Source organism: Nostoc sp. (assembly GCF_036917655.1).
Lineage (GTDB): Bacteria > Cyanobacteriota > Cyanobacteriia > Cyanobacteriales > Nostocaceae > Nostoc.
The window spans coordinates 75,810-100,994 of the sequence record NZ_JBALCY010000059.1; the positions used below are offsets into that span (position 1 = coordinate 75,810).

General features: G+C 41.9%; 23 protein-coding genes. 10 read left to right on the forward strand and 13 right to left on the reverse strand.

The genetic code is table 11. The features are described 5' to 3' along the window. Window positions 1-6 precede the first annotated feature (6 nt). The gene (locus tag V7K30_RS20240; protein WP_335002273.1) at window positions 7-684 is read left to right on the forward strand and encodes a response regulator transcription factor; all 678 of its coding nucleotides are present in this window, start codon (window positions 7-9) and stop codon (window positions 682-684) included. A gap of 23 nt (window positions 685-707) precedes the next feature. Further along, window positions 708-1,973, forward strand: a complete 1,266-nt coding sequence (locus V7K30_RS20245) for a sensor histidine kinase (RefSeq protein ID WP_335002275.1) — start codon at window positions 708-710, stop codon at window positions 1,971-1,973. A 108-nt stretch (window positions 1,974-2,081) separates the two neighbouring features. Here the strand turns inward: V7K30_RS20245 and V7K30_RS20250 are convergent, their stop codons facing one another. The 6 genes from V7K30_RS20250 to mutL all read right to left on the reverse strand — a co-directional run bounded on the left by V7K30_RS20250 (window position 2,082) and on the right by mutL (window position 11,006). Next, window positions 2,082-5,126 carry an efflux RND transporter permease subunit gene (locus V7K30_RS20250; protein ID WP_335002277.1) on the reverse strand — a complete coding sequence of 1,015 codons (3,045 nt, stop codon included), beginning with the start codon at window positions 5,124-5,126 and terminating at the stop codon, window positions 2,082-2,084. After that, the gene (locus V7K30_RS20255) at window positions 5,123-6,535 is read right to left on the reverse strand and encodes an efflux RND transporter periplasmic adaptor subunit (RefSeq protein WP_335002279.1); all 1,413 of its coding nucleotides are present in this window, start codon (window positions 6,533-6,535) and stop codon (window positions 5,123-5,125) included. Before V7K30_RS20255 ends, V7K30_RS20250 begins: the two co-directional genes overlap by 4 nt. Further along, window positions 6,516-7,886 carry a TolC family protein gene (locus V7K30_RS20260; protein WP_335002281.1) on the reverse strand — a complete coding sequence of 457 codons (1,371 nt, stop codon included), beginning with the start codon at window positions 7,884-7,886 and terminating at the stop codon, window positions 6,516-6,518. The genes V7K30_RS20255 and V7K30_RS20260 overlap by 20 nt, the downstream gene beginning before the upstream one ends. 115 nt (window positions 7,887-8,001) lie before the next feature. Next, the gene (locus V7K30_RS20265; protein ID WP_335002282.1) at window positions 8,002-8,478 is read right to left on the reverse strand and encodes a DUF2808 domain-containing protein; all 477 of its coding nucleotides are present in this window, start codon (window positions 8,476-8,478) and stop codon (window positions 8,002-8,004) included. Window positions 8,479-9,079: 601 nt separating this feature from the next. Further along, window positions 9,080-9,238: a hypothetical protein gene (locus V7K30_RS20270; RefSeq protein ID WP_335002284.1), complete on the reverse strand. Its 159-nt coding sequence runs from the start codon at window positions 9,236-9,238 to the stop codon at window positions 9,080-9,082. Window positions 9,239-9,293: 55 nt separating this feature from the next. Continuing rightward, window positions 9,294-11,006: a DNA mismatch repair endonuclease MutL gene (gene mutL / locus V7K30_RS20275; protein ID WP_335002286.1), complete on the reverse strand. Its 1,713-nt coding sequence runs from the start codon at window positions 11,004-11,006 to the stop codon at window positions 9,294-9,296. 258 nt (window positions 11,007-11,264) lie between these two features. On the opposite strand from mutL, the gene V7K30_RS20280 reads away from it, so the two are divergent. After that, window positions 11,265-11,600 (forward strand): rhodanese-like domain-containing protein, encoded by a 336-nt coding sequence (locus V7K30_RS20280; protein WP_335002288.1) that lies wholly within the window; start codon window positions 11,265-11,267, stop codon window positions 11,598-11,600. Window positions 11,601-11,885: 285 nt separating this feature from the next. Here the strand turns inward: V7K30_RS20280 and V7K30_RS20285 are convergent, their stop codons facing one another. Further along, window positions 11,886-12,935, reverse strand: a complete 1,050-nt coding sequence (locus V7K30_RS20285) for an adenosine deaminase (protein WP_335002290.1) — start codon at window positions 12,933-12,935, stop codon at window positions 11,886-11,888. A gap of 363 nt (window positions 12,936-13,298) precedes the next feature. Between V7K30_RS20285 and V7K30_RS20290 the strand changes: the two genes are divergently transcribed. After that, a complete protein-coding gene (locus tag V7K30_RS20290) occupies window positions 13,299-13,508 on the forward strand; it encodes a hypothetical protein (protein WP_094352741.1) in 210 nt (69 codons plus the stop codon). A 291-nt stretch (window positions 13,509-13,799) separates the two neighbouring features. Here V7K30_RS20290 and V7K30_RS20295 read toward each other — a convergent pair whose 3' ends face one another. Next, window positions 13,800-14,111: a threonine dehydratase gene (locus V7K30_RS20295; RefSeq protein WP_335002292.1), complete on the reverse strand. Its 312-nt coding sequence runs from the start codon at window positions 14,109-14,111 to the stop codon at window positions 13,800-13,802. Between the two features lie 13 nt (window positions 14,112-14,124). On the opposite strand from V7K30_RS20295, the gene V7K30_RS20300 reads away from it, so the two are divergent. After that, entirely contained in the window at window positions 14,125-14,247 is a 123-nt protein-coding gene (locus V7K30_RS20300) for a hypothetical protein (protein WP_335002294.1), read from the forward strand. 162 nt (window positions 14,248-14,409) lie between these two features. On the opposite strand, the gene V7K30_RS20305 is transcribed toward V7K30_RS20300, so the two are convergent. After that, window positions 14,410-15,288 (reverse strand): phosphodiester glycosidase family protein, encoded by an 879-nt coding sequence (locus V7K30_RS20305; RefSeq protein ID WP_335002296.1) that lies wholly within the window; start codon window positions 15,286-15,288, stop codon window positions 14,410-14,412. A 515-nt stretch (window positions 15,289-15,803) separates the two neighbouring features. On the opposite strand from V7K30_RS20305, the gene V7K30_RS20310 reads away from it, so the two are divergent. Next, the gene (locus V7K30_RS20310; protein WP_335002298.1) at window positions 15,804-16,124 is read left to right on the forward strand and encodes a hypothetical protein; all 321 of its coding nucleotides are present in this window, start codon (window positions 15,804-15,806) and stop codon (window positions 16,122-16,124) included. Between the two features lie 323 nt (window positions 16,125-16,447). After that, on the forward strand, window positions 16,448-16,768 hold the full coding sequence (locus V7K30_RS20315; protein ID WP_335002300.1) for a hypothetical protein: 321 nt from the start codon (window positions 16,448-16,450) through the stop codon (window positions 16,766-16,768). On the opposite strand, the gene V7K30_RS20320 is transcribed toward V7K30_RS20315, so the two are convergent. The 4 genes from V7K30_RS20320 to V7K30_RS20335 form a co-directional block, all read right to left on the reverse strand. Beyond that, window positions 16,765-18,969 (reverse strand): PAS domain S-box protein, encoded by a 2,205-nt coding sequence (locus V7K30_RS20320; RefSeq protein ID WP_335002302.1) that lies wholly within the window; start codon window positions 18,967-18,969, stop codon window positions 16,765-16,767. The two genes, V7K30_RS20315 and V7K30_RS20320, sit on opposite strands and share 4 nt — an antisense overlap. Before the next feature lie 604 nt (window positions 18,970-19,573). After that, window positions 19,574-19,678, reverse strand: coding sequence for an IS1/IS1595 family N-terminal zinc-binding domain-containing protein (locus tag V7K30_RS34325; RefSeq protein ID WP_442941084.1), 105 nt, complete (start codon window positions 19,676-19,678; stop codon window positions 19,574-19,576). Window positions 19,679-19,816: 138 nt separating this feature from the next. Beyond that, entirely contained in the window at window positions 19,817-20,251 is a 435-nt protein-coding gene (locus tag V7K30_RS20330; RefSeq protein WP_335002306.1) for a hypothetical protein, read from the reverse strand. A 12-nt stretch (window positions 20,252-20,263) separates the two neighbouring features. Then, entirely contained in the window at window positions 20,264-20,545 is a 282-nt protein-coding gene (locus tag V7K30_RS20335; RefSeq protein WP_335002308.1) for a hypothetical protein, read from the reverse strand. A 730-nt stretch (window positions 20,546-21,275) separates the two neighbouring features. Here V7K30_RS20335 and V7K30_RS20340 point away from each other — a divergent pair. The 3 genes from V7K30_RS20340 (at window position 21,276) to V7K30_RS20350 (ending at window position 25,050) form a co-directional block, all read left to right on the forward strand. After that, entirely contained in the window at window positions 21,276-22,619 is a 1,344-nt protein-coding gene (locus V7K30_RS20340; protein WP_335002310.1) for an adenylosuccinate synthase, read from the forward strand. Window positions 22,620-22,775: 156 nt separating this feature from the next. Further along, a complete protein-coding gene (locus V7K30_RS20345) occupies window positions 22,776-23,381 on the forward strand; it encodes a 50S ribosomal protein L25/general stress protein Ctc (protein WP_335002312.1) in 606 nt (201 codons plus the stop codon). Between the two features lie 100 nt (window positions 23,382-23,481). Continuing rightward, window positions 23,482-25,050, forward strand: a complete 1,569-nt coding sequence (locus V7K30_RS20350; protein ID WP_335002314.1) for a bifunctional aminoglycoside phosphotransferase/ATP-binding protein — start codon at window positions 23,482-23,484, stop codon at window positions 25,048-25,050. Window positions 25,051-25,185: the final 135 nt, after the last annotated feature.

Genomic DNA, 25,185 nt, shown 5'->3' on the forward strand with positions numbered 1-25,185 from the left:
CTAGAAATGAGAATCCTGCTAATTGAAGATGACCAGCGGATTGCTGAACCTTTAACTGAACATTTAAGACATCAATATCATGTAGTGGATCTAGCGCCGGACGGGATTACAGGTTTTGAACAGGCGCTCATTGTTCCCTATGACCTAATTTTGTTAGATTTGATGTTACCTCGGCTTGATGGAATTACCTTGTGTAAACATTTACGAGCCGAGAGATGTCAGGCTCTTATTTTGATGTTGACAGCCAAAGATACAACCGCAGATAAAGTCATTGGACTGGATGCCGGAGCTGATGATTATCTGGTGAAGCCGTTTAAACTAGCAGAACTAGCTGCTAGAATTAGAGCCTTATCGCGCCGAAGTCTAGATATTAAACCCACGATTTTAACTCATGGAAATTTACAACTAGATCCAAGCACCTGTGAAGTAAATTATGGACACAATCGTCTCCCATTAACTCCAAAAGAATACACGATTCTAGAAGTATTTTTGAGAAGTCCGACGCGGGTGTTTACTCGCTCAGAACTGCTAGAAAAACTTTGGGAATTTGACGAAGTACCAGGAGAAGAAACTATCAAAACTCACCTAACCAACTTGCGACGGAAAATTAAAGCCGCGGGCTGTGAGTCAGATTTGATCCGAAGTGTGTATGGGATAGGCTATCGTCTACAAGTAGCTGATTAAATATCTGGTGGGAAAACCGTATTGTGTTTCAGAAAACCCGGTATCAATTACTGCTATCTTATCTAGTTGTTTTCGCTTCACTGCTAGGGATATTTGCATTGGCAGTCCGAGTAATGTTTACTCGCAGTCTCAGTCAAAGACTTACAGAAAACCTGATGATTTTAGGACAAAGCGCTGCGGCTAATGCTGAACTTAAAAATGGTCGTCCGCAATTAGAAAATGACTTTCCCATCCAAGAACTAATTACTTATCATCAAGCTTTGCAGTGGTACGACCTTCAACATCGTTTGGTAGGACAACAAGGAAAATATGTTTTAACTTTGCCTTTTTCTCTCAATCAAACTATGCAATTTCAGAAGATTGGCAAAGTTCGCCTTCAAGGAATTACTTTACCTGTAATTGATAATGACAATGGTCGCTTGATTGGCTATGTGAGGGCAAGTCAATCCTTAAAAGAATTTGATGAAACGCTGACTGAGTTGGATTGGGGTTTAGGTATTGGTGTTGTCATTACTTTAGTGCTGAGTAGCGTTGGTGGAGTTTGGCTAACTCGTAAGGCAATGCAACCAATTGAGCGGAGTTTCCAACGACTCAAACAGTTTACAGGAGATGCATCTCACGAACTTCGGACTCCTTTGATGGCAATTACAGCAAATGTAGAAGTGGCACTAGAATATCCAGAGGGAATGCGCTCTACAGATGCTAAAAAATTTCAGGTGATCGCTAGTGCAGCTGACCAAATGATTCGCCTCACTGAAGATTTGCTACTCCTAGCTCGAAGCGACCAAATTAAAATATCGAAACGAAAAATTGTAAATCTAGCGGAAATTTTACATCAGCTAGCCCACCTCTATCAGCCTCAAGCCGACGCGAAAGAAATCAATTTAACAGCCAAACTGAGTGAACCGCTATATGTGCAAGGTGATTCAGTTCAGCTGACAAGAGTTTTTGTTAATTTAATTGAAAATGCCCTTCAATACACAAAAGTAACCGGTACAGTTGAAATCCAAACTAATCTTGTCGCTCAACAGGTATATGTAAGTGTAAAAGATACGGGAATTGGGATAGCCCCAGAACATCTCCAGCAAGTCTTTGAGCGGTTTTGGCGGGCGGATGAGGCACGGTCTTATCGGTCTAGAGGCTTCGGGTTGGGTTTAGCAATCGCTCAAAGTCTTGTCCAAAATCATGGAGGCACCCTTACAGTCACAAGTCAGCTGGAGGTTGGCAGCTGTTTTACGGTGTGCTTGCCAGTGCATTATAGCGGTTCCTATTCGCGTGAGGTAGACTAAAATCCTTAATTGACAGGCTTCTTAGTATCATGCATGTACCTCATCTGTGAGAGAAACGCTATATCTCTCTTAAACAAAAGCAAGATCAATTTTTGGCAAAATAAACTACTATTCTGGGCGCAATCGGCAGACTAAACGAAACACAATTGGTACAAATATGAGTGTAAAAATAGTAGATAAAGAAAGCCCACCAATAACTGCGATCGCTAATGGCTTTTGCAACTCTGCGCCTGCACCCAAACCCAAAGCTAAAGGTAGTAAACCTAGAATAGTACAGAGTGTAGTCATTAAAATTGGTCGTAGTCTTACACGACCAGCTTCAATTAAAGCCGATTCAACAGACTGACCTTCTGAACGTAAACGGTTGGTGTATTCCAATAAAATAATTCCATTTTTTACTACTAAACCTACGAGCAAAATAATTCCCATAAATGATGAAACATTTAGCGGTGTTTTAGTAATCCATAAACCCCAAATTACTCCTAAAAGTGCTAAGGGGATTGTCGTAAAAATTACTAATGGTTGCAAGAAATCGCGGAACTGTAAAACTAGCACTAAATACACTAGTAAAACACCTAAACCCATAACTAACAGCAATTGTGAGAAAGATGCTTGCTGAGAGGCAATTAATCCACCGACTGAGAGGATGTAACCTTGAGGCAGTTTTAATCCAGCTAATTTTTTGTTGATATCTTGCACCACAGAACCGAGATCGCGTTTTTCCACACCAGCAGTGAAAGAAACATAACGCTGCTGATTTTCGCGTAAAATTGCTTCTTCGCCTGTAGTTGATTTGATTGTGGCTACAGCAAAAAGGGGTAATGTAGCACCATTCGTGCCAACAATAGGGATTTGGTTGACTTGTTGGGGATCTCTACGGACTGTATCTAAAAGATGAACGCGCACGTCCACTAACCTATCGCCCTGGCGAATTTGAGTTGCTACCCGCCCAAACAAGCCATCCTGTACTTGCTGTGCAACTTCGGATTCTGTTAATCCCAACTGGCCAGCTTGAGTGGGGTTAACGTGCATATCTAGCTGCGCTAAAATTACTCCACCACTAGATGCTAAGTCTACCAAACCAGAGATTTTCTCAATGCGAGATTGAACTTGCTCCCCTAAGTTACGCAGAATTGTTGGATCTTCTCCAAAGATTCGCACCTCTACAGGACTAGCCGCACCAGATAAATCGTCAAGTTCGTCCTGCAAAATTTGATGGAAGTCAATGTTTAACTGGGGTAATTTTGCAGATATATCCTGCCGTTGCTCTTCGATGATATCAAAGATTTTGCGTTGACGTTGATCTGCCGATTTCAGAACAACAACAATATCACCTTTGTTTGGCTGAGTAGCAAACAAACCATTTTCTGCACCAGTGCGTCGCGTCCAAGTAGTGATTTCTGGAGTCTTGGCGATAATTTCTTCTAGTTGATGTGCGAGCAAGTCTGTTTCAGTTAACGATGTTCCCGCTGGGGCGAGGTAATCAATGATATAGCTGCCTTCATCGAATGCTGGTAAGAAATCTGAACCCAATTGTGTAAATAATACTGCTCCTACTGCAAGTAAAAATAGTGCGATCGCGCCTACCCAACGCACTTTGCCAAACACAAAACGCAACAGCCGCGTATAAGCATTGTCTAGTTTGACTAATAACCTTGGTGTTGAGTGATTCGAGTTACTCCGTAGCCACTTTGCACCTAGCAAGGGAGTGAGAGTCAGCGCTAGTAGTAGGGAGAAAACAACAGCAGCGGTTAATGTAATTGTAAGACTGGTAAAGAATTGTCCGGCAACACCTGACAACAATCCCAAAGGTACAAAAACTGCTACTGTAGTGATCGTAGAACTAATCACAGGCTCAGTTAATTCTGCCATCGCTGCGGCTACTGCTGCACTGGGGTTCAAGCCTCTTTGCAACTGGCGATCAATGTTTTCAATCACAACAATTGCATCGTCAATCACCAAGCCAATTGCTACCGCTAATCCTCCCAAAGACATTAAATTTAGACTTTGACCGACAAAGGATAGCACCCCAAAGGCAGCCAGCGCCGATAGAGGAATAGTGATAGAAGCAATCACCGTACTGCGCCATTCTCGCAGGAAAACGTACAGCACAATGATAATTAGGAGAATGCCAATAGCGATCGCATCCCGAACATTGGCGATCGCATCCACTACCAATCCTGATTCATCATAAGCTTTGGTGATTTGCACACCTGGCGGTAAGCTTTTCTCCAGTGATTTGATTTCCTGCTCTACCGCCTCAGTAACTGCCACAACATTACTATTAGGCTGACGGAATATATTTAGTGTTAGTCCGGGTTTACCTTTAGCACTGACAATTTGAATCGGGTCAGTTTCGCCTAGAGAGACTTGTGCCAAATCCTGTAAAAATACAGGTTTACCAGCACCTTTCATCGTCACCACAATCCCTGTTAGTGCAGATGCGTCTATGGGCTGACCACTAGTAACTAGTAAATTTTGCTGATAGTTGCTATCTAGTTTACCAACTGCTTGGTTTTGAGTAGAGCGCTGGATTGTATCAGCAACTTGCGATAGATTCAAGCCATAACTTTGCAGACGATTTGGGTCAACTTGTACCTCGACTTCCGAGATGTTTCCCCCCTGAAGATTGACACGGGCCACACCTGCAACCCTGGTTAAGCGAGGCAAAATCTGATATTGAGTAATTGTATAAAGGTCTGTTTGTGCCAGAGTGTCAGTGGTGACATTGTAGCTGAGTACTGGAAAGATGGCGGGAGTAACCCGTTCAACCGTCAGGTTAACGCCAGATGGCAAAGTACTTCGTACTTCATTAATTTTAGCTTCTAACTGCTGTAAAGCCTGCTGCATATCGGTTGTAGGCTGAAACTCAATCGAAAGTTCTGTAGAGCCACGAGCAGTCTTAGAGCGTACCCTCTCAACTCCATAAACTTGGTTGGTAGCTTCTTCTAAAGGACGAGTAACTGTAAGAGCTACTTCTTCTGGAGCAAGATTTCCGACTTCAGCGATCGCCGTAATTCGAGGAAAGGATAATTCGGGATAAACTCCACTGGGCAAACTGTTGTAAGCGAAAATTCCTAAAAGGGCAATCAGCACAAATATTAGGTAAATTGCTTTTGCTTGGGATTGCAGCAGTTTTGTAAAGCGAATCACTGTTTTACCTCCTGTATAGCAGTACCATCTGCTAAACCATAAGCACCTTTAGCTACTACTCTTTCGTTGCCCATCAACCCTGATAAAATCTCAACGTGTGAAGCAAAGCTATCCCCATTAGACAAATCGCTCTGCTGGATACCAGTTTTTACCTTTTTCCGCTCCAGTTTCCCAGCTTGCACAGTGTAAACCATGCGTCCAGTGGGATTATCTGGATCTGGCACTAAAGCAGTTTGGGGTACTGTAATTGCCGCTGAGTGGATTTCTGTAATAATCGAAATAGTTACGGCTTGGTTTTCTCTGAGCTGTGTCTGAGAATTGTTAACGCTAATTTGAATGCTGCGGGTATTACTTTGGGGATCGACAATCGGGCTAATAGCAGTAACATCACCAGAATAGCTACCGCCTGTAAGGCTGCGAATCTTGGCGCTTTGACCGACACGAATATTAGCTTTCTTGTCAGCAGGTAAGTTGGCGTTGACTATCACTTTTGATAAGTTAACAACCTGAATGATTGGTGTGGCAGGGTCTGTAGTATCACTATTATTCAGAAATCGAGTAGCTACAACTCCAGATATCGGACTATAAATGTCAGTAAAGCTGAGTTGGGTTTGAGCAAGGTCGCGGGAAGCTTTAGCCTGTTCTTGTTGAGCAATTGCGCCCGCCAGAGCAGCTTGAGATGTTTCAACCTGAGATTGGGCTGCAATCACATCTTTCTGAGGTACAACTTGTTGCACGGCAGTTTGGGCAGTAACCAAAGCAGCTTGGGCAGTTTCAAGCTGATTTTGGGCTGCAAACAAGTCCTTCTTGGGTGCTACGCCTTTTTTAAAGAGTATTTTTTGTCGCTGCAAGTTTTTTTCGCCAAGAGCAAGATTGCTTTGAGCTTGAGCCACGCCTGCTCTGGCTCCGAGTATGCCTGGATCTGTGGCTTTTTGAGTAGGATTAAGGGCTTGATTATAGAGACGACGCGATCGCTCTAAACTTTTCTGTGCAAGTTCTAGATTAATCTGCGCCTGAGCAACACCGGCTTGGGCTGAACGTAACGCTGCTGTTGCTTGGTTTAATTGATCAAGACTCTGACGATTATCCAATCGAGCAATTAACTGCCCTTTAGCCACCTTCTGACCAGGTACGACGGTAACAACTGCAAGTTTTCCAGCTACAGTTGGGCTGACTTTAGCGCTGGTATTGGGTGGGGCACTAACCATGCCGCCAATGTTGACTTCCACAGGTATATCTTGGCGTTGCACGTTTACAACAGGCAAGGACACCGCTGCTGCTTCATCAGTTGGTGGATCTTTGCCTTGGCAGCCAACTAGCAGTAGGAACAGCGAGATAGTGGTCAGGATGTTTGCCCAAGGAAGTACTAAATGCAAACATCCTGCTTTTTTAAGGAGTTTTGGGGGCATTGATGTTATTAATCGCAGACATGGGTAGATTGACAGCTTGCTCTAGTGCGCCTAAAGCCGTTTGGTAGGCGAGGATATCAGCGTAGAAATTATCAAATACAGATTGTACGGACTGCTGGTTGAGCAAAGCATCACTCAAACTAGTTTGACCGTACTGATAACTATTGCGAGATAAATTTAGAACTTCTAGAGCTTGCGGTAGTAAAACTGTGCGATCGCGCTCCAGTAGGCGTTGGGCACTGATAATATTTTCGTAAGCTATTGCAACTTCAGAATCAACTTGTGATTCTAAAGCTATTTTCTGTGCTTGGGCCACAGAAAAATTAGCACGCGCCTGCTTTACTCCACTCGCACCGCTATTGAACACAGGTAAATCCACCCTTGCTCCTAAGATGACTGCTGTTGTTGTCGGAGAAGGCGCACTAGCTGTACTCAGACCAGGGTCCCAAACAAATGATGCCGCTAAGGTAAAATCCGGAATGCGAGCCGAGCGAGCTACCTGAATTTGGTTATTGTTTATTTGTATTTGTTGTTCAGCTAAAGCTAAATCTAAGCGCGACGCTTTCGCTAATTTTTTTAGTCCCGTTACCTCCGGCAGTTTTGTGATAACTGCTAGTCCTTGCTGTGAACCATTTAGAGAAAACGTGAATGCCTGCCCATCCACCAAATTAATTACTGTGTCAGTAGACTGACCTAGTAGAGTATTTAGACGAATGATAGCCTGATGGACGCGATTCACTGCTGGTTCAACTTTTTGCTGTGCTTGTGAGAAGGCAAATTCAGCTTGAACAACATCGGCTTTGGCCACATCATCAGCTTGAAAACGTAGTTTGGCAATATATACAAGTTGCTGGTTGATAGCAAGAGATTGTTCTGCATTTTGCTGCGCTCCTTGAGCAATGGCTAACTCTGTATATGCCTGACGTACTTGAGTACGAATTTGCCAACGGAAATAGTCTAGCTGTAGTTGGGCTTGTTGCACCTGGGAGTTGGCTAAAGCCAGACGTGTCCCACGCTTACCCCCCAATTCAATTAGTTGTTCAATACCAACGATACGTTTAGTCTCAGCTTCCCCAAAAGGTATATCTAGCGAGAATCTGGGATTTGGTCTATCTTTGGCGACTGCTACTCCTGCTTGAGCAACATTAATACTTCCCTGTGCAGTCATCAATTGTGGATTATTTGCTTCAGCTTTAGTTATTGCCCCCTCAAGGTTGAGGGTTAATACTTTAGCTGTTTGTCCAACAACTGGAGAGGAAATACATGAGCATACTAGCGACTCAATTGTTATGCATAAAAATAGTAATAATCTACGCGACACCCGCAGTTTTACTCCCGTGTAAACATCCATTACTACTAAAATTACTATTCAATTTTTTATCAAAAAATAAAATTTGTGATTACAGCAAAATGGAAGGAACTGTTGGATGAACTCCATAATACTAGGAATTTGTGCAATTTTGTGCTTAGAAGACTAGCTGCAAGCGAAATACACCTATCGGAATATCTGCATTCAAACCTACAAGTCTGACAGAGACTGGAAAGAGCCAACTATTAGAAATTCCTGAAATTAAGACACGGTTTAAGTCAATCTTAAGTTCAGTTCCAGGAGCTATCTGTTCTGGGAAAGCAATTGTAATAGTTTTGTCCTTGACTGTAATCTTGGCGTTAGTTTTTTGATTAGACTGGTCAGATATGGCAATTTCATTCCTCACAGTTAAACCATTAGGTACAGTAATAGTTAGCTGGGATAAAGCTCTGCTATCTGAGGGAATTTTTAGCCTCAAAGAATCTCTAACAACTCTTGCCCTAGTTTTGGGAAATTGGTCTGCTCCAACAATGTAAGGAAAGTTCTTAGATTTTATTTGGCTGTACCCGTATACAGTAGAATTGAAGGATGCAATTGTTAGAGTCAATGCAGCAGCTTGAATTAGCCTTTTCATTTCTACATTATTTGAAAAATTAGTGAGCAACTTTAACCTAAACCAAAAAAGTCAAGAACTAGAAAAGACTAGGGTAAGCGCATCTTATCTAGGACTTACGCATCGTACATAAACGTGAGTTCGACGGGGTGAATTGACTGTGGTAGCTACACCAAACGCTAAACAAGTGTTTGATGGTTCTTGTAAAAGTGCGATCGCCACAAATTAACATTAGTTTCAGAATGTCCAAACTGTGGGGCTAGGTTCAAAATTCCGGCATTGTGGGTTGATGGTTGTTGTAGTCGCTGCTTTCTCCCTTTTACAGAAATGGGAAAATTACAGAAAACTATTTAGCAGCGATCGCATTCTACAACTCCAGCAATAGTGAGAAGTCTTATAGTAAAAGCTTGACATAAATCGCACTTTGCTAACAGTAATTTATCTATTCATTTATGTCAGCAATGCCAAGGCGTTGATATAATTCTTCCTGCTTAGGATAGAGGAAAGAGTCTTTATAAGTTTTGTGGGTTTGTGCAGCTAACTCTTTTAGCACATTATTAAATGTTTTTTGTCCTAAATTTTGAAGGACTTGAGATATGCCTAGTTCTTTTGGTAACTCCAGTTATTCAGTGTTCAAGGTTAAGCGTCCTGTAGTGGATAGGGTATATTCATCAGTAAGCGCTTTTGCGCCAGATTGAGTTTCAACACCCCTCCCAGCTAGAGGCGGGTTGAAAGATTGGGCGTGGATTGATTGGGAATCGCTGGCGGGAGGTTTCAACACCCCTCCCAGCTAGATGTACATTCTCCTAGTCCAATTGTAATGTCTCACCAAAAAATCAAATTCCATGACTTTTACCAATTACCCAATTACGCCGGAAAAATCGGGCTAAAGCTGATTCTTCTAAGGATAGATAAATTGGACGTCCGTGGGGACAGGTGCGAGGGTTGCGAGTGCGTTGCCAATTATCTAAAAGTGTTTGCATTTGTTGGTGGTTCATGGGTGTACCGTTACGAATGGCACTGCGACAGGCTACGGCTACTTGGGCTGTTTGTAAATCCCCTCCCCAACTAAGTTCTAAAATTGCTTCTGCACAGTCGTCTCGCTGCTGCAAAGGTGCGGGGATGTTTCGCACTGCCCAAAGTTGTTCGCCAAAGGGTTCTATATCTAAACCGATGCGTTGCAGTTGCGATACTTGCGCTGGTGACAATTGATAAAGAATGATTGGCGGTTCGACAGAAACTAGTTGCCAATTCTCACACAATTGTTCATACAAAACTCGCTCATGGGCAATGTGCTGTTCTACTAACCACATTCCCCCAGAATGTTCCGCCACAATATAGGTGTTGCTAACTTGAGCGACAGCTTTTAAAGAGTTAGGAGAGACGCGATTAATCGCGTCTGTACAAGGGTTGGGATTTTGAGGATTGAAATTGTAGCCGCCTTTTGTTTCTGCGGCTTTGAGTAATTTACTAACTCGTGTTGTATGGACAGCTTCTTTGAGATTGCTAGAAGAGATGCTGAGTGCTTGGTTAATTGCTTGGGTAATTTGCTCTTGCCAATAAATGATTTCGTTGAGGTAAATTTCTGTTTTTGCTGGATTGCGATTCCAGTTAATTTGATCGGGAGAAATGGCAAGATGTAAGAAACAAATTGGATAGCGATCGCGTGGTAATGTTCTGTGAAATGCTGATAATATCGTTTGCTCTAGTTCCGGTGTTTTAACCATCCGTCCGTTAATGGCTACACGTACCCAATCTGGACGATGACGATGAGTGCGATCGGGTAATCCTACCACTAAATTTAGTGAGGAGTTAGGAGAGACGCGATTAATCGCGTCTGTACAGGAGTTTGGCGGGTTGGGTATTTCTAGTTTCACTTCTTGCAAATCACCTTGTCGCACCTGGGGTAAAATCTGCGGTAGTAGTTGCCCTGTTGTAGCAGCAGGACAGATGGTGAACCATTGACGATCATTTTGCCAAATCTGCCAGGTGACGTGGGGATGACATAGGGCGATTTGGTGAATTGTGGCTTGCACGGCCTTCATTTGCTGTGCTGCTGTGGGTAATCCTTGACGACGAGATGAGCAATTACCGAAAAGATGCGAAACTGTAACCACTGTACCAGGTGCGATCGCAGTTACTTCAACTTGCACAATTTCCCCGCCATTGCCATAGCTAATCCGCCATCCTAATTTTCCACCTACAGGACGACTCAAAATCTCTAAATCAGCCAGAGTCGTTAAACTATGCAACGCCTCACCCCGAAACCCCAAACTGTTAATTTTCCACAAATCGGCACTAGAGCGAATTTTACTCGTGCTGTGGGCTGTGGCTGCTTGTTGTAAATCATCTAGGTTCATTCCACAACCATTATCTGCCACACGAATTCGCCATTGCTGCGGCCATAGAGAAACCACAATTCGCGTTGCACCTGCGTCTAGGGAATTTTCTACCAATTCCCGCACCACAGAAGCTAAAGAGTCGATTACCTCACCGGCTGTAATGAGATATACGACTTCTGTTGGTAGAGCTTGAATAGTAGATGCCATAAATTATAGTTTATAGCTTCTGGGAACAAGGGAAGTGGGCGGGAGAAGTCAATTCAAAATTCACGCATTCAAAATTCAAAATTGTTCGCCTCTCGTCTCATAGAGAAGAAAAGGACTGGGGGAGATGTAGCTTTAGCTTGCCGCAGGCTGTGAGAGCAGGGGGTAAATTTACGAGAAATTTTTATTAATTGTAAATAAAACTCAATTAAAAGGCGATTTTTGATAAATTGCTTATGAGATTATAAGCAGGAAAAGCTTATGAGTAATAATTTAGTTGCTGATGTCCATGATTTAAAGACCCGTTTGCAATGGGGTCAACCAAGTTTTACAATTGTTGATGTGCGCGACCGCCACACCTACAATCACGGTCGGATTAGTGGAGCAATACCCATCCCATTAGACCATTTGGCATCCCGCTCCAAATCTGCCCTACATAAAGAACGCCATATCTATATTTATGGCGACAGTGACGAACATACATCTCAGGCTGCACAAATTCTCAGAGGAGAAGGGTTTGTTGAGGTAGCGGAAATCAAAGGTGGCCTTGCAGCTTGGATTTCGGTCGGTGGTGCTACAGAAGGTGTTGGCGGATAAACTATAACCCAGATATATCAATCTAAGTCCATTAATTCCATAATTGCTGGTTTTTTTGTACTGCACATATAGACTTCTAGCAAAAATCCGAATCAGCGAAAAATGAACCACAGATAAACAGTGATAAATTATCTGCGTGCATCTGTGGTTTAATCTCTAAAAAATTCACTTTTGCAAGATATCTCTTGTGCATTACAGCTTTCTCTACAGCATCAGAAAAAATCACTAATTGCAACATTAATTAACATTAAATCATCTTACTTTCTGCGTACCTTTAGGCGATCGTTAATTACTATCCCTTATTGCCAAAACTTTAGGTGGTTCAGGTTTCAGCAACCCATTCAACAGGGATGCGGGACGTTCACTGTAAGGCCAAGCAAAAGCATGACGGAAAGCAGCATCCTGACAAGCTTGTAGTTGTTCAAAACTAATAATGTCATAAGTCAAGAGATTCTCATACTCAAATGGCAAACGCACATTATGTAACCCAGCATTGTCAGTACAGATAGCGATATCTACCCCAGCATCAAAACAACGGTCAAAAACTAATTTGAGTTGACGTATATCCTGCAAAGTACCAGTTTTTAGGTAAGTTGTGGGGCAAACTTCTAAACATTGTCCGCGTCTAGCTACATCATTAAGTAGCTCTGGATACAGTAGGGGAATTTGGATGCCGTGACCGATTCGCATCAAATAGGGTAACAGTTCTGGGTAACAACCGGCGGTGGTTTCATATAGATGTCCGGTGGTGTTAACGCCTAGCGATCGCGCATAATCATATAAGCTAATCCATTCTTCCAAGCGATCGGCATAATAGCTATCACCCCCCGCTACATCTACTGCACAGACATACTGCTTATTTTGCGCCGCCAAATCAACAATTGCCTTGTTCACCTCATAGGGTAGACGGGTGTGCATACAGAGAATTTGGCTAGTAACAATCGGATATTCTGGCTGGTGGCTGGCAAGTCCTACTACTTGCACAATCTCTGCCATCTTGTCAATTCTCTGTGATTGATTCAGATGCTCAGGTGTCCGTAAATAGGGCGTGTAGCGCAGTTCCAGATAAGCCAAATTTTCAAATATGTAAGCACCCCGCACCAAGCGATAGATAAAGTAAGGCAAAGTCTCCACAGTTTGCACACTTTCTACCAGGGTGTGTAATTCTAGATACTCATCTAGGGTGTTGCGTGGGCGGGTATAAAAATCTTCAAATTCTGCATAGTCAGCAAAGCGGGAAATCAACTCCGAAGAATGTCGCTCGAAATATCGCCATAAAACGCGGGGTACGACGGAACCGCCCAGATGTCTATGTAATTCAGCATATAAAGTCATAGTGGTATTTTTAGGTAAAAATTTCACTAATTGTAACAAAAACATAGAAAGAAAAAATCTGTACTCGAAAAAGTTTAGCTCCAGAGAAGTTGGAGGGGAGATTTCCCACCATCTAGATTTTTCAACAGAGGCTCCGACCTAGACGCTGCGCGAAGGTCGGGATTTTATGCTTATGTTCTGAAAATCCAGCATTTAATAGTGTTTTGAGCATGAATAAACTTGACATTATCAAGATTAAATTGATAGCATTGATATCCTTAATTTTTGTGTTACACTAAAAAAACATTGCTATTGTTGAGCAAGTGAGATATAGCAATATATTTTTCCTTTAACTAAGCAAATTCCTGGCAAGGTTGGTATTAATTGAAAATTCAAGCGTTAGAAGTCAAGGCTGGCGATCGGATTATTGCTTACTGCAACAACAAAATGCAAACCTGCAAGGTAAAACGCATTTTAGATCCTGGTCAAGCTAATATCACACTATCAGTATTCACCTCTGAAAACTATCGCGGTTGCTCAGTTTCATCTATAGTCCGCTTCCAGTCGAACGCCTTAGTTGATTTGGTAAGTTAAAAATCAAGTAAACATTCAATTTCAAAAATCTCTCTAACTCTTGTCCAGCCTCAAATTGGATTTAATTTTTATTAAAGGTGCAATCGCACATAGAAATCCGTTAATTGTGGCTGGATGATTTTCATGAAAATGCAAAGCGCTACTGTAGTTGCTCGTAAGCTTTTCTACATATAGTTTGCATATCTAAATTTAATCAAAATCTTGTGGGGTAGGCAAGATGCCCACCCTAATTATGCAAGTTAAAGGTGGAATAGCTTATTACTAAACTTACCCTCCAATTGATGGCTTTTGTCAGTTCTTTTTCACATCACGAGCCATCTTGAGGTAATAGTCGTCAAGTTTGGTATTAGGACGACGGCGGTTAGTGACAGGAATTTTAGCAGTGTTATCCCGATTCGTTTCAATTGGCTCTTTTGCAGAAGCTTGCTTTATATCTTGCGCTTGGTCAGATTCCAAGAAATAATCAGACCGAGTAAATCCGAACAGCTTGGCAAAAAAACCAAATAAATTTCCGAAAAAACTAGAAAGACTTTGGAATAAAACACCAAACAAGCCTTCAAAACGAAGGAACAAGTTCCGAATAATTTGAGTTACACGAAGCATAACAGCACCTTCAATGATTGCCTATTATCATTGTGACTCAATTGCGATCGCGGGGATTGGTGCTATGGCAAAAATCTACCAGTGGGTAGGGATAGCCCAAACTAGTACCCTGTGGCGTCAGTTTGCCTACCTTTAACAGGGGGATTTTGCCCTAAGTCTTGTTAATTGAGATGGTAGCTGGATTTATGCGATGCTGTACTAGGTATTGCTGTCTCCTCAAATCCCATAGCCCCAATATGGTTTGTGCAGTTTACCCAACGGGGCCAGAGGGTAATAGCTGCGATGATACTGTTTAATACTAGTTTTCCTGAACCAGCAAAACTGACTTCACCGGACGCTTGATAGAATTTCCCTCCAAATTAACCTTCCCATAAAAGGTTTTGCCCTTGTAATAAAGCGAAGACGAACTGCCCCCATCCAGGTTCATCGCTTGATCAGCACCAAGAGTTTTCATAAAATCAGCTAATGCTGGCAAGGATATCCCAGAGTTAGCGGCAGCCGAGGATTTTTGAGCCACCATAACTAAAACAATGCTACCATCACGGGTGATACCCACGGCAGTTCTGGCATTGGGTTGGTTGCTGCCAAGTGCATCTCGTTTATTGGCATTATCCACAAAGCCCTCTTGTACTAAGGTGAGTTCTGGTAATAGGCGTGGGCCTGCGCCTATAGCATCCACTAACTGACAACCTGCTGGTGGTGACTGACTGTGTAGCGTAATCGAATAGCTGATTGTTTGCCCACATAAGTAGCGGCGGAATTCTGTGCGATTGAATATTTGACCCAGGTAAGGTTTTAAATTGGGATTATTCACCAGCCGCTCGTTTTCCTTGGGGTTAGCTACCAACTTCCCGTGTATGACAATATATGATGTAGATTTTTGGTTGGCTGGGTCAAAAAAGCCTGCGTTCAAAATAGCTACGGCTCGATGCTTCTGGGCAAATTCCTCTACGGTAGCTACCTTTTGTGATAGTGCAGGAGTTACCAAAAATCTGCTATTAGCTGGAATTAACACGATGTGAGCTATGCTTTGGGGCAAAGTGCGCTCGAAGTAGCGGATAGTTTTTGGTGGTGAAGATGCAACAGTCGATATTGACGGTGTTGAGGAACGCAAATTAAACCATAACGCCATTGCCAAACTAATTAATATCAAACTCAGTAGTTTAATTTTTCTCACATTTAAACCCACTTGCAGTTAGCTAAAACAAAGTTGATTTAATAGTACTTTGACAACATCTGTAAAATATTAGCAGAAAAATACCTTCGCAGTTTTGCGCGTTGGTTACTACCTAATGAACCACAAAAAATCGGAGTTTTAAAAACATTCTCTAAGCATAGAACTAATTTGCGCTGACTCTGTGACATTTCTGTTACTGGGCGATCGCTAATTTTTGGCTGATGGTAAAAATGCTCTCAAAAGCCCTACTCGACTATAACTGTCGCACACCTTGCAGTATAAGCATTTTAAAGACTTTTCACTTGAAATTTACCCTACACTATTTACATAGTTGCAAAACACCTTATAGCGTTTCCTAATCACATGAGGTACGTCATAGCCCCCTCCTCGCAAGCGGGGAGGGGGTTGGGGGTGGGGTTCTTGTATCTCACTCAACTGAGAACCGCTATATCCCTCATAGGGATTGAAACGCTTCAAACTTACTAAATCCCCGTGAGGGGATTGAAATTAAGACCATGTTAGAAATTACAAACTTGAAAAATATCTCCAAAAAATTCGCTATAGCTAGAAATTGTGCTTCTTTCAAAGAAAATGAGGCAATGAGAGCGATCGCATATAGCATGGATTTATTACTACCTGGTTTGTATATATGGCTACTTGGTTTTAGTATTCGCATTGGTGGGAGCGTACCAGATGATATTCCCTATAAATATCCCGGTAAAATTCACAGTAACACTGGAATTGCTTTAGTATTACCAGGATATAGTATTTTTACGACTTACCAGGGTAGCTATGACCCTAAACAGACATCAAATACAGGGACTAACAGCAATTAAAAAGTCCAGTTCTCGACTCAAATACTTTTGAAACCTTAATGACTCAGGCAGGATATTCAATCTCAGGTAGCGCACCTGCACAGTCTAATAGAATAAAAGTATGGTGGATTCATAACGAATACCCAAGAGTCGAGTCCGTATATAGTTCAGACAAGAGAATAGTGATAACGGCGTATCATGTTAACTGATATTTTTATTTTTATTAACCTAAAAAATCTGCCAAACTCTAGCGACTTGGCAGGTTTTTAATATTCAAAAAGTTACTGTTTTTCAAGAATAATCCAGAACTATTCAACCTTTTCAATACTTACTTCCCCAAACTCATGGAGTTTTTAACTGCTATCGAAGTAGAGGTCTATTTTATTATTCACCATTCTCGTCGTTTGCGGAACATTGTAGTGAAGCGCCTTGAATTACCGGACTTCAGTTTTAGGGTGACTCCAGATTCCACAATTGGCGGTTGTCCAATCGAAGCACTCGATATCCCACCAAGGGCAAGTCATCCAGATGGTTCACCTCGCTATGACTTGTTGAACTTTCGGCTGAGGACTAAGTTAGACTGTTCTCATTTCCAACGTGGGCAGAAAGTTTTGGTTGATAGAATTTTTGTAGTCTGTGATATTTTCACCACCAAAATCAATTAGCCATCTCCTATAACCGATTCCAATTCTTGAGACAGCGAATGTGTATCTCTGAATGTTGAGGCAGGTAAGTACACTGTAAATTGAGTGCCTCTGCCTACTTGACTGTAAACATTGACAAAACCACCGTGATTCTTAATAATACCCAACGCCGTAGAAAGTCCTAAACCTGTACCTTTGCCTACCTCTTTGGTGGTGAAAAATGGTTCAAAAATCTTTTGCTGGACTGACGACGACATCCCCATACCAGTATCCGTCACCACGATCGCAATATAAGAACCCACTTTCGCATCAATGTTTATCTGGGTAGAATGTTCACCAATCACCAGATTTTCCGCCACAATCCTTAAAATACCGCCATTGGGCATGGCATCGCGGGCGTTGATTACTAAATTTATCAACACCTGATGCAGTTGAGTTGTGTCTCCACGGACGTACCAGAGATTTTTGGGGATATCTATTTGGCAAATAATGGATTTGGGGAATGTTTGGGCGATAATTTGCTCCATTTCTGCCATCAAAGGCTGAATTTGCACAATTGTCCGTTTGCCTTCAATACCCCGTGCAAAAGATAACACTTGCTTAAGCAAATTAGCGCCGCGTTTAACATTATTTTCTAAAGTTTGCAGTATTTGCTGACTCTGGGAATCGGGCAATTTCTTCTGCAACAGTTGAACTGACATTAAAATTGGGGATAATATATTGTTGAGGTCATGGGCGATACCGCTAGCTAAAGTGCCGATACTCTCTAAACGTTGCGATCGCAGAAGTTGAGCTTCGAGTTTTTTCTGCTGCGTAATTTCGGTGTTCACACTCAAAATGGATTTGGGTTGTCCATTATCATCTCGGATCAGTGTCCACCGACTTTCAACGATAATTACTTTGCCTTCCCTTGTCAGTTGATGCAACTCACCCCGCCACTCACCCGTATTCATCACCCTCAAGTAAACATCTTCTAGCTGTGGTGAAATCTCTTTATCCAAAAGTTGCAAGACATTCTTACCCACAACTTCCTCAGCCTTCCAGCCATACAAACGTTCAGCACCTTGATTCCAAAACAAGATTTGGTTGTGGATATTTCGCACCAAAATCGCGTCAGTTGATACATCCAGCAGCAACCCTTGTTCACGGATTTTCTGTTCTGCCTGTTTTTGCTGGGTTATATCTCGCATCAGTGCTAAATGGATGAACGTCCCATCAGATTCGTTACGTAGTGGTACGGCATAGGTTTCCATGTAGCGGCGGGTGCCTTTAAATCCCACAATTTCAAACTCCAAAGTCCCCTTCTTCCCTTGGCAGATACTTTTATGCAAGTCGGCAAAGGCTGCTCTATACTCTGGTACAATTACGGCATCAATTGGTTTACCAATCAAGACATCAGCACTTTCCACTTCCATCATTGCCAGCCCATAGGCATTAATTTCTAAAAGGGTGCCATCTCTGGCAATTAACTTGATGCATTCTGGTTCTGCATCTATCATGGCTCGTAAACGATTTTCGCTTTGCCGTCGGGCCAGTTCCGTCTGCTGAAGTTGCCTGATATAACGCCACAACAAATCATACAGCAACGCCACCAGCACAAAATCCACAATAGCAGCGATAAAAAATGTAACTATCGCCTTTTGGTAACTTGCTTGCGACTCCTGCATCCGCAGCTGTAATAAATTTTGCTCCGCCTTTAAAGAGTCGTGAATAAGCTGTCGAATCTCTTTGCCGATTTGCTTGTTTTCATCAAATAAGATTTGTTGCCGAACTGCTTCTAATCCCTGGTTTTGTCTGAGGGAAATTTCTTGTTGCAGGATGTTGAGCCTATTAGTAATTTTCGGCTCCAGCAAAGAAATCCACTGCTGCTTTTGATGGTTATCAGCAGTTAACTTGCTGAGAGTCTGAATATTGCTATTAGTTTGTTGATAAGCTGCAAGATAGGTTTGTAAATCATCTGCATCTGCTGTAATTAGGTAATTACGTTGTGCAGTTTCAGTATCTTTGAGTGGATACTGGATACTTTCAAGTTGGGTAATAACTTGATAGGAGGATGTCACCCATTGCTGGTTGTGAATCAGCTTAACAGTATTGCCATAGAAGACTAGAGCATTAGTAAATACAACTACCAATGCTAGGATGATGAATATTGCTTTCAGCTTTTGAACTCGATACCATTTTTTGATCATGCGATCGCCCTTTCTGCCGCAGATTACCTCCATCAGTTAAGATTAAAGATTAAAAATAAATACTGAGAATATTTTAAAGTTTTTGAGATCACGGGTAACAAAATACAATCTGTTATAGTTGTAAATATCTGGATTTATCGGGATAATAATTTATACATAATGCTCACAAATAAATCCGCTAATTTTTAATATAAATTCATTTTTAACAGTACTATAGTTAATGCAGTTTGGTTCAGAGAATTTGCCTATGCATAGCATTTGTAGTTGCAATGCAACCTCTCTTGTTTGAAATTGTAATTAACCCCACACTATCCGTAAATCCAAAACAAAACCAGGTAATATATACCCTGACAATTTCTCGTGTTGTCGCGTCAATAGCAAGCCAAATAAGAAAGTTTATTCGCTTTCGATCCCAAAAATGACCACATTTCGTCAATCTGGAGAATTAGACGACCAGGTTTTTTTAGTAACTTCAACATATTTAGGAATTTGGTAATATTTATGATTTACGCAGTATTGAAGCCAACGTAGTGAGACTCCGGTAATGCGAGCGATCACTGCCAAAGATAGACGTTTGAGCAAGAGCTTATCGATTAACTCACGTTTCGAGTTGTCAACTGGTTGTCGGCTTGGACTTTTAACAAATTGTCGTCCAGAAAGAAAGGCATTTGAACCGTTGTTTCCTGTAGTGAGTGCGTCCATTTTTAACAATGTTGTTTGAGTTGTATTGAGGGCAAAGCATAGTTTCAGTATTGAACAACACTTTCTTACTTTATCATTACTACGCATTACTACCCCCCCCCAACACAAACTAACCCCTACTAAGGTAGGGGTCTGAATATAAGCAGTTAGTTTTCTATAGTTTCAGACAGTCCACTATCTATAAAAGTGCAATAGCTTTCTCTATGGCATTTTGAATAACAATAGAAGTATTTTCTATTTGTTCTTCAGCACTACCAATTGAATTAGCAGCTCCTTTGATAGCTACGTAATTCAGCTTATTTTCCGGGTCAAATAATTTACAAAAATGATAAAATTGTGCTACCTCCATATCTACCAAATCAGTCGTATAAAAATATTGGTTAACTGCCTGGATAAGTCTTTGTGTTTTGTTAGGATAATCCCCATTAATAACTCTCTCAGAAAAACCATAGAAAAAATCAGTAGATACAATCGAAGCTTTTGGAAAATCATATTTCGCGAAAAAATTTGGCGTTAAAGGTTGTTTTATAGAATCATCATCAATTGCTGTAGCTCCTAAATAGGCTTGGTCTATAATATAAACATCACCAAGTTTTTTATCTGAATTGGGCAACTTTCCTGCTGTTCAAATCAAAATAATTTTATTAACTATGGATTTAATCGTTGGATTAAAAAGTATTTCCCAAATAAGTGGCTCTAATGTACCAGTACCAATTCCCGTCCATATAAGCGAAAAATTTAGATATTTCCAAAATCTATAACATCTGTATTCATGTACTTTTGTACCTCTGAAAGAGAGATTCTTTAATGAATTAATAAGTTCATTAGCATCTTCTCCACAGCATAAAATTATATTTTTGTCTATATATTCAGGAGTTAATTTAGTGTTTGGTGCAAGAATAGACATATTTCAGTTCCTTTAGAAAATAATTGATTATTCAAATTTTTCTGTTATATCTATTTATGAAGTATTTTATTATAAATTTTTTTTAAAATGTATTTCATTTTCACTTTTTAATTATTTCTTATGACTTTTACTTTCTATAATTATTAGATTTTAAAATATCAATCGGTTAAGTTCTAAGTAGAAAGCAATGTTTTTAGCAATACTTTTAAATATTAAAAATTCTTTTGGCAAAGGCAAGGTATTTGTCTTATCATCTTCATCTATTTCATTTATATAAAGTTCAGTATCAAGATTTTTTTTATTAAAATCTATACAAAGAGTACCTAATTTTTGGCTATTAATTATGCTTTTTATAGGTATATAGATACTAAAATAAAAGTCGTATTGCCAGTTTTCATGTTGTGCATACGTGTCAACTTAAGCCCAAACCCCTATAAAACCTCGTTTCCAGGCTCTGGCTGGAAATGCTCCTCATTGCGATTCTGCCGCAAGTCAGGGAGGCGGAGCCTCAAAATAGGTGTTCCCAGTCGGAGACTGGGAACGAGGTAAACGAAGTAATGTCTTAAAGCATTCTCGCTTACTAGCTTTCACCTTAAGTTGACACGGATGCACAGAAGTGCGTCCCTACTGAATTGAAAACAGCTAAGTTATTCTGAAATAAGCTTGACATGCTTCCAGCAATATGTTAATAATTATAGTTTGTGGAAACTTTACTTCTTAATATAAGCTCTTGGCTAACGTCATTGTCATAGGTGCCCAATGGGGCGATGAAGGAAAAGGTAAAATAACTGACTTACTCAGCCGTTCGGCAGATGTTGTGGTACGTTACCAAGGGGGTGTCAATGCCGGACACACAATTGTAGTCAAAGGTCAGACCTTTAAGCTGCACTTGATTCCCTCTGGTATTTTGTATCCAAATACCGATTGCATTATCGGCTGTGGAACAGTCATCGATCCACAGATTTTGATCGCAGAAATCGACCAACTAAAAGAATTAAATATTTCCACTGACCGTCTGCTGATATCTGAGACAGCCCACGTAACGATGCCTTATCATCGGTTGATTGACCAGGCATCGGAAGAACGACGGGGAAGCCATAAGATCGGTACAACAGGTCGGGGCATTGGGCCGACTTATGCTGACAAATCTGAACGTACAGGCATTCGGGTTTTAGACTTGATGGACCCCGATGGGCTACGTGAGCAGTTGGAGTGGACGATTAATTATAAAAACGTCATTTTAGAAAAGCTTTACAACTTGCCGCCTCTAGATGCACAAGAGGTGATTGAACAGTATTTGGGGTATGCAGAACGCTTGCGACCTCATGTCGTTGATACATCGTTGAAAATATCTGATGCGATTGTGCGACGGCGCAATATTTTGTTTGAAGGCGCACAAGGTACGCTCCTTGACCTAGATCACGGAACTTATCCCTATGTGACCTCCTCTAACCCTGTGGCAGGGGGGGCTTGCGTTGGTACAGGGGTAGGGCCGACAATGATTGACCGGGTAATTGGGGTGTCGAAAGCCTATACAACCCGTGTGGGAGAGGGGCCATTTCCCACGGAATTGGATGGAGAGTTGGGAGAATTATTGTGCGATCGCGGTGCCGAATTTGGCACAACCACAGGACGCAAACGGCGCTGTGGCTGGTTTGATGCTGTCATCGGTCGCTATGCCGTGCGGATTAACGGCATGGATTGTATGGCGCTCACCAAACTGGATGTCCTCGATGAATTAGAGTCAATCCAAGTTTGTGTGGCCTATGACATAGATGGCGATCGCACCGAACACTTCCCCACCAGTTCCCGTAAATTTGCCAGATGTCGCCCCATCTACAAAACCTTACCAGGATGGCAAGTGTCAACAACTCACTGCCGCACCCTAGAAGACTTGCCACAGCAAGCACTGGACTATCTAAAATTCTTAGCCGAATTAATGGAAGTCCCGATCGCGATCGTCTCACTAGGAGCTAGCCGCGATCAAACCATAATTGTAGAAGACCCCATCCACGGCCCCAAACGCGCTTTATTGCACGCCGATGGCACACCTGCTACCCTACTTAGTGCTTAGTAAAGTTAAGAGTTAAGAGTTAAGAGTTAAAAGTGAAGAGTCAAGAGTGAGTAATTCAAAACTCCTAACTTCTAACTCCTAACTTCTAACTCCTAACTTCTAACTCCTAACTTCTAACTCCTAACTTCTAACTCTAATTAACAACTAACAACTTCTATGGCTATTACAGTCGAATCTCAAAAACGCCCAGAAGGCAGCAAGCCAAGAGCTTTGCGGCGTTCTGGATTGATACCTGCTAATTTGTACGGTCACAAAGGTACAGAGTCAATTTCTTTGACCATTGATGCCAAAACTGTTGAGCGCTTGCTCAAAAGGGCTTCAGTTAACAACACCCTGATTGATTTAAATATTACTGATGTACCTTGGCGCGGCAACGCCCTGCTGCGGGAACTTCAGATTCATCCAGCAAAAGGCACACCTTACCACCTCAGCTTTTTTGCGGTTGCTGGTCACGGCGACACCACTGTAGAAGTACGCCTGCGTTTTGTGGGAAGTGCTGTTGGTGTTAAACAAGAAGGTGGTGTGTTAGACACCGTAATCACTGAATTGCAAGTGAGTTGTGCGCCGGAAAACATCCCAGATGTAATTGAAATCGATGTCTCTAACCTGCAAATTGGAGACAGCTTGAGTATTAGTGATATCCCCTTTCCTGAAGGTGTTACACCTCTAGCTGAATCAGAGCGACTTGTTGTCAGCGTTTTGCCACCACAAATTAGTGCTGAAGATGCTGGGACAGAAACTGAAACTGAACCAGCTTCTTAAGCTAGGTAAACTGTGTAATAATTTTTGATGATACCAGGGGGGAACTCCTGGTTTTTTTGTATTTGAACCGCTTAAGGCGCAGAGAGCGCAAAGGAAAGAGATGACAGAAGCGACTCTTCCAGCTTTAATTCAGCAAATGTTGCAGCCGGGATTTTATCCCCATGCGGTAACAGAACCTATTGAACTAATTCAAACCCACATTTCTTATGTGCTGTTAACTGGGGATTACGCCTATAAGCTGAAAAAACCTGTGAATTTTGGCTTTTTGGACTTTTCCACCCTAGATAAGCGGCAGCATTTTTGTCAGGAAGAGTTGCGGTTAAATCAGCGGGGTGCTGGTGAACTGTATTTAGAAGTTTTGCCCATAACTCAGGTAGGGGAGCAATACCAGTTAGGGGGAACTGTTGAGGCTGTAGAATACGTGCTGAAGATGCGCCAGTTTCCTCAAGAGTCGCTATTAAGTACACTTTTTGAACAGGGTAACTTAAATGAGACACACCTAGAAGAGTTGGGACGGGTCGTGGCTCAATACCATGCCGAAGCACAGACGAATGATTATATTCGCAGTTTTGGTGAAGTGCCAAAAGTTCGGGCTGCCTTTGACGAGAATTATCAGCAAACTGAAAAGTATATTGGTGGCCCCCAGACTCAGGGGCAATTTGTAGAAACAAAGCAATATACAGATAACTTTTTTGCAGAACGTCCAGAATTATTCGCTAGCAGAATTCACAACGACTATATTCGTGAATGTCACGGGGATTTACACCTGAGAAATATTGCGCTGTGGCACGATAAAATCTTGCTGTTCGATTGCATTGAGTTTAATGAGCCGTTTCGCTTTGTCGATGTCATGTACGATGTGGCGTTCACGGTGATGGATTTGTCAGCTCGCCAGCGCCAAGACTTGGGTAATGCGTTTTTGAATGCCTATATAGAGCAAACTGGAGACTGGGAAGGCTTACAGGTGCTGCCCTTGTATTTAAGTCGTCAGGCTTATGTCCGGGCAAAGGTAACTTCATTTTTGCTAGACGATCCGAGTATACCCGCGACGGTAAAGGAAGAGGCGACAAAAACCGCTGCTGACTATTACAAACAGGCTTGGGACTACACTAAACCAAAGCTGGGACAACTGATTTTGATGTCGGGGTTGTCGGGTTCTGGTAAAAGTACCACAGCAAAGTATTTAGCCCGTCAACTGGGAGCGATTCACCTTCGTTCTGATGCAGTGCGGAAACATTTAGGGGGAATTCCCCTGTGGGAAAAGGGTGGCGATGATTTGTATACACCTGAGATGACCGAGAAAACTTACACACGGCTGTTGGAATTGGGAATTATCCTAGCTAAACAAGGTTTTTCAGTGATTTTGGATGCCAAGTATGATCGACAGCAGTTACGGCAAGAAGCGATCGCTCAAGCTACGAAGCACCAACTTCCCTTTCAGATTATCCAATGCACAGCACCCCTTGAAGTTCTAAAAGAGCGTTTGAACAATCGCACTGGTGATATCGCTGATGCCACCGCCGATTTATTAGCCTCACAAATCAAACAAACTGAACCTTTCACTGAAGAAGAACAATCCTACGTAAAGATTTTGGATACAACTCAACCACAACAGGCACAATTAAAATCATTCGTAATGACGCTCGCGGACTCGCTACCGCTGCGCTAACGTAATTCGTAATTCGTAATTGAATCGAAAATTAGGAATTACGTTAGCGTAGCGTTATCGAGTCCGCGTACTCCTGCAAAGAAGCAAGCTACGGGCAGCGTCTCGCAGAGAGCGTCATTAGTAATTAGTTAATAG

Coding starts and splice junctions, on each gene's coding strand:
- V7K30_RS20240 (WP_335002273.1), top strand. CDS start 7: ATGAGAATCCTGCTAATTGAAGATGACCAGCGGATTGCTGAACCTTTA.
- V7K30_RS20255 (WP_335002279.1), bottom strand. CDS start 6,535: ATGCCCCCAAAACTCCTTAAAAAAGCAGGATGTTTGCATTTAGTACTT.
- V7K30_RS20260 (WP_335002281.1), bottom strand. CDS start 7,886: ATGGATGTTTACACGGGAGTAAAACTGCGGGTGTCGCGTAGATTATTA.
- V7K30_RS20265 (WP_335002282.1), bottom strand. CDS start 8,478: ATGAAAAGGCTAATTCAAGCTGCTGCATTGACTCTAACAATTGCATCC.
- mutL (WP_335002286.1), bottom strand. CDS start 11,006: ATGGCATCTACTATTCAAGCTCTACCAACAGAAGTCGTATATCTCATT.
- V7K30_RS20280 (WP_335002288.1), top strand. CDS start 11,265: ATGAGTAATAATTTAGTTGCTGATGTCCATGATTTAAAGACCCGTTTG.
- V7K30_RS20285 (WP_335002290.1), bottom strand. CDS start 12,935: ATGACTTTATATGCTGAATTACATAGACATCTGGGCGGTTCCGTCGTA.
- V7K30_RS20295 (WP_335002292.1), bottom strand. CDS start 14,111: ATGCTTCGTGTAACTCAAATTATTCGGAACTTGTTCCTTCGTTTTGAA.
- V7K30_RS20300 (WP_335002294.1), top strand. CDS start 14,125: ATGATTGCCTATTATCATTGTGACTCAATTGCGATCGCGGGGATTGGT.
- V7K30_RS20310 (WP_335002298.1), top strand. CDS start 15,804: ATGTTAGAAATTACAAACTTGAAAAATATCTCCAAAAAATTCGCTATA.
- V7K30_RS20315 (WP_335002300.1), top strand. CDS start 16,448: ATGGAGTTTTTAACTGCTATCGAAGTAGAGGTCTATTTTATTATTCAC.
- V7K30_RS20320 (WP_335002302.1), bottom strand. CDS start 18,969: ATGGAGGTAATCTGCGGCAGAAAGGGCGATCGCATGATCAAAAAATGG.
- V7K30_RS34325 (WP_442941084.1), bottom strand. CDS start 19,678: ATGCTTTGCCCTCAATACAACTCAAACAACATTGTTAAAAATGGACGC.
- V7K30_RS20335 (WP_335002308.1), bottom strand. CDS start 20,545: ATGTCTATTCTTGCACCAAACACTAAATTAACTCCTGAATATATAGAC.
- V7K30_RS20345 (WP_335002312.1), top strand. CDS start 22,776: ATGGCTATTACAGTCGAATCTCAAAAACGCCCAGAAGGCAGCAAGCCA.
- V7K30_RS20350 (WP_335002314.1), top strand. CDS start 23,482: ATGACAGAAGCGACTCTTCCAGCTTTAATTCAGCAAATGTTGCAGCCG.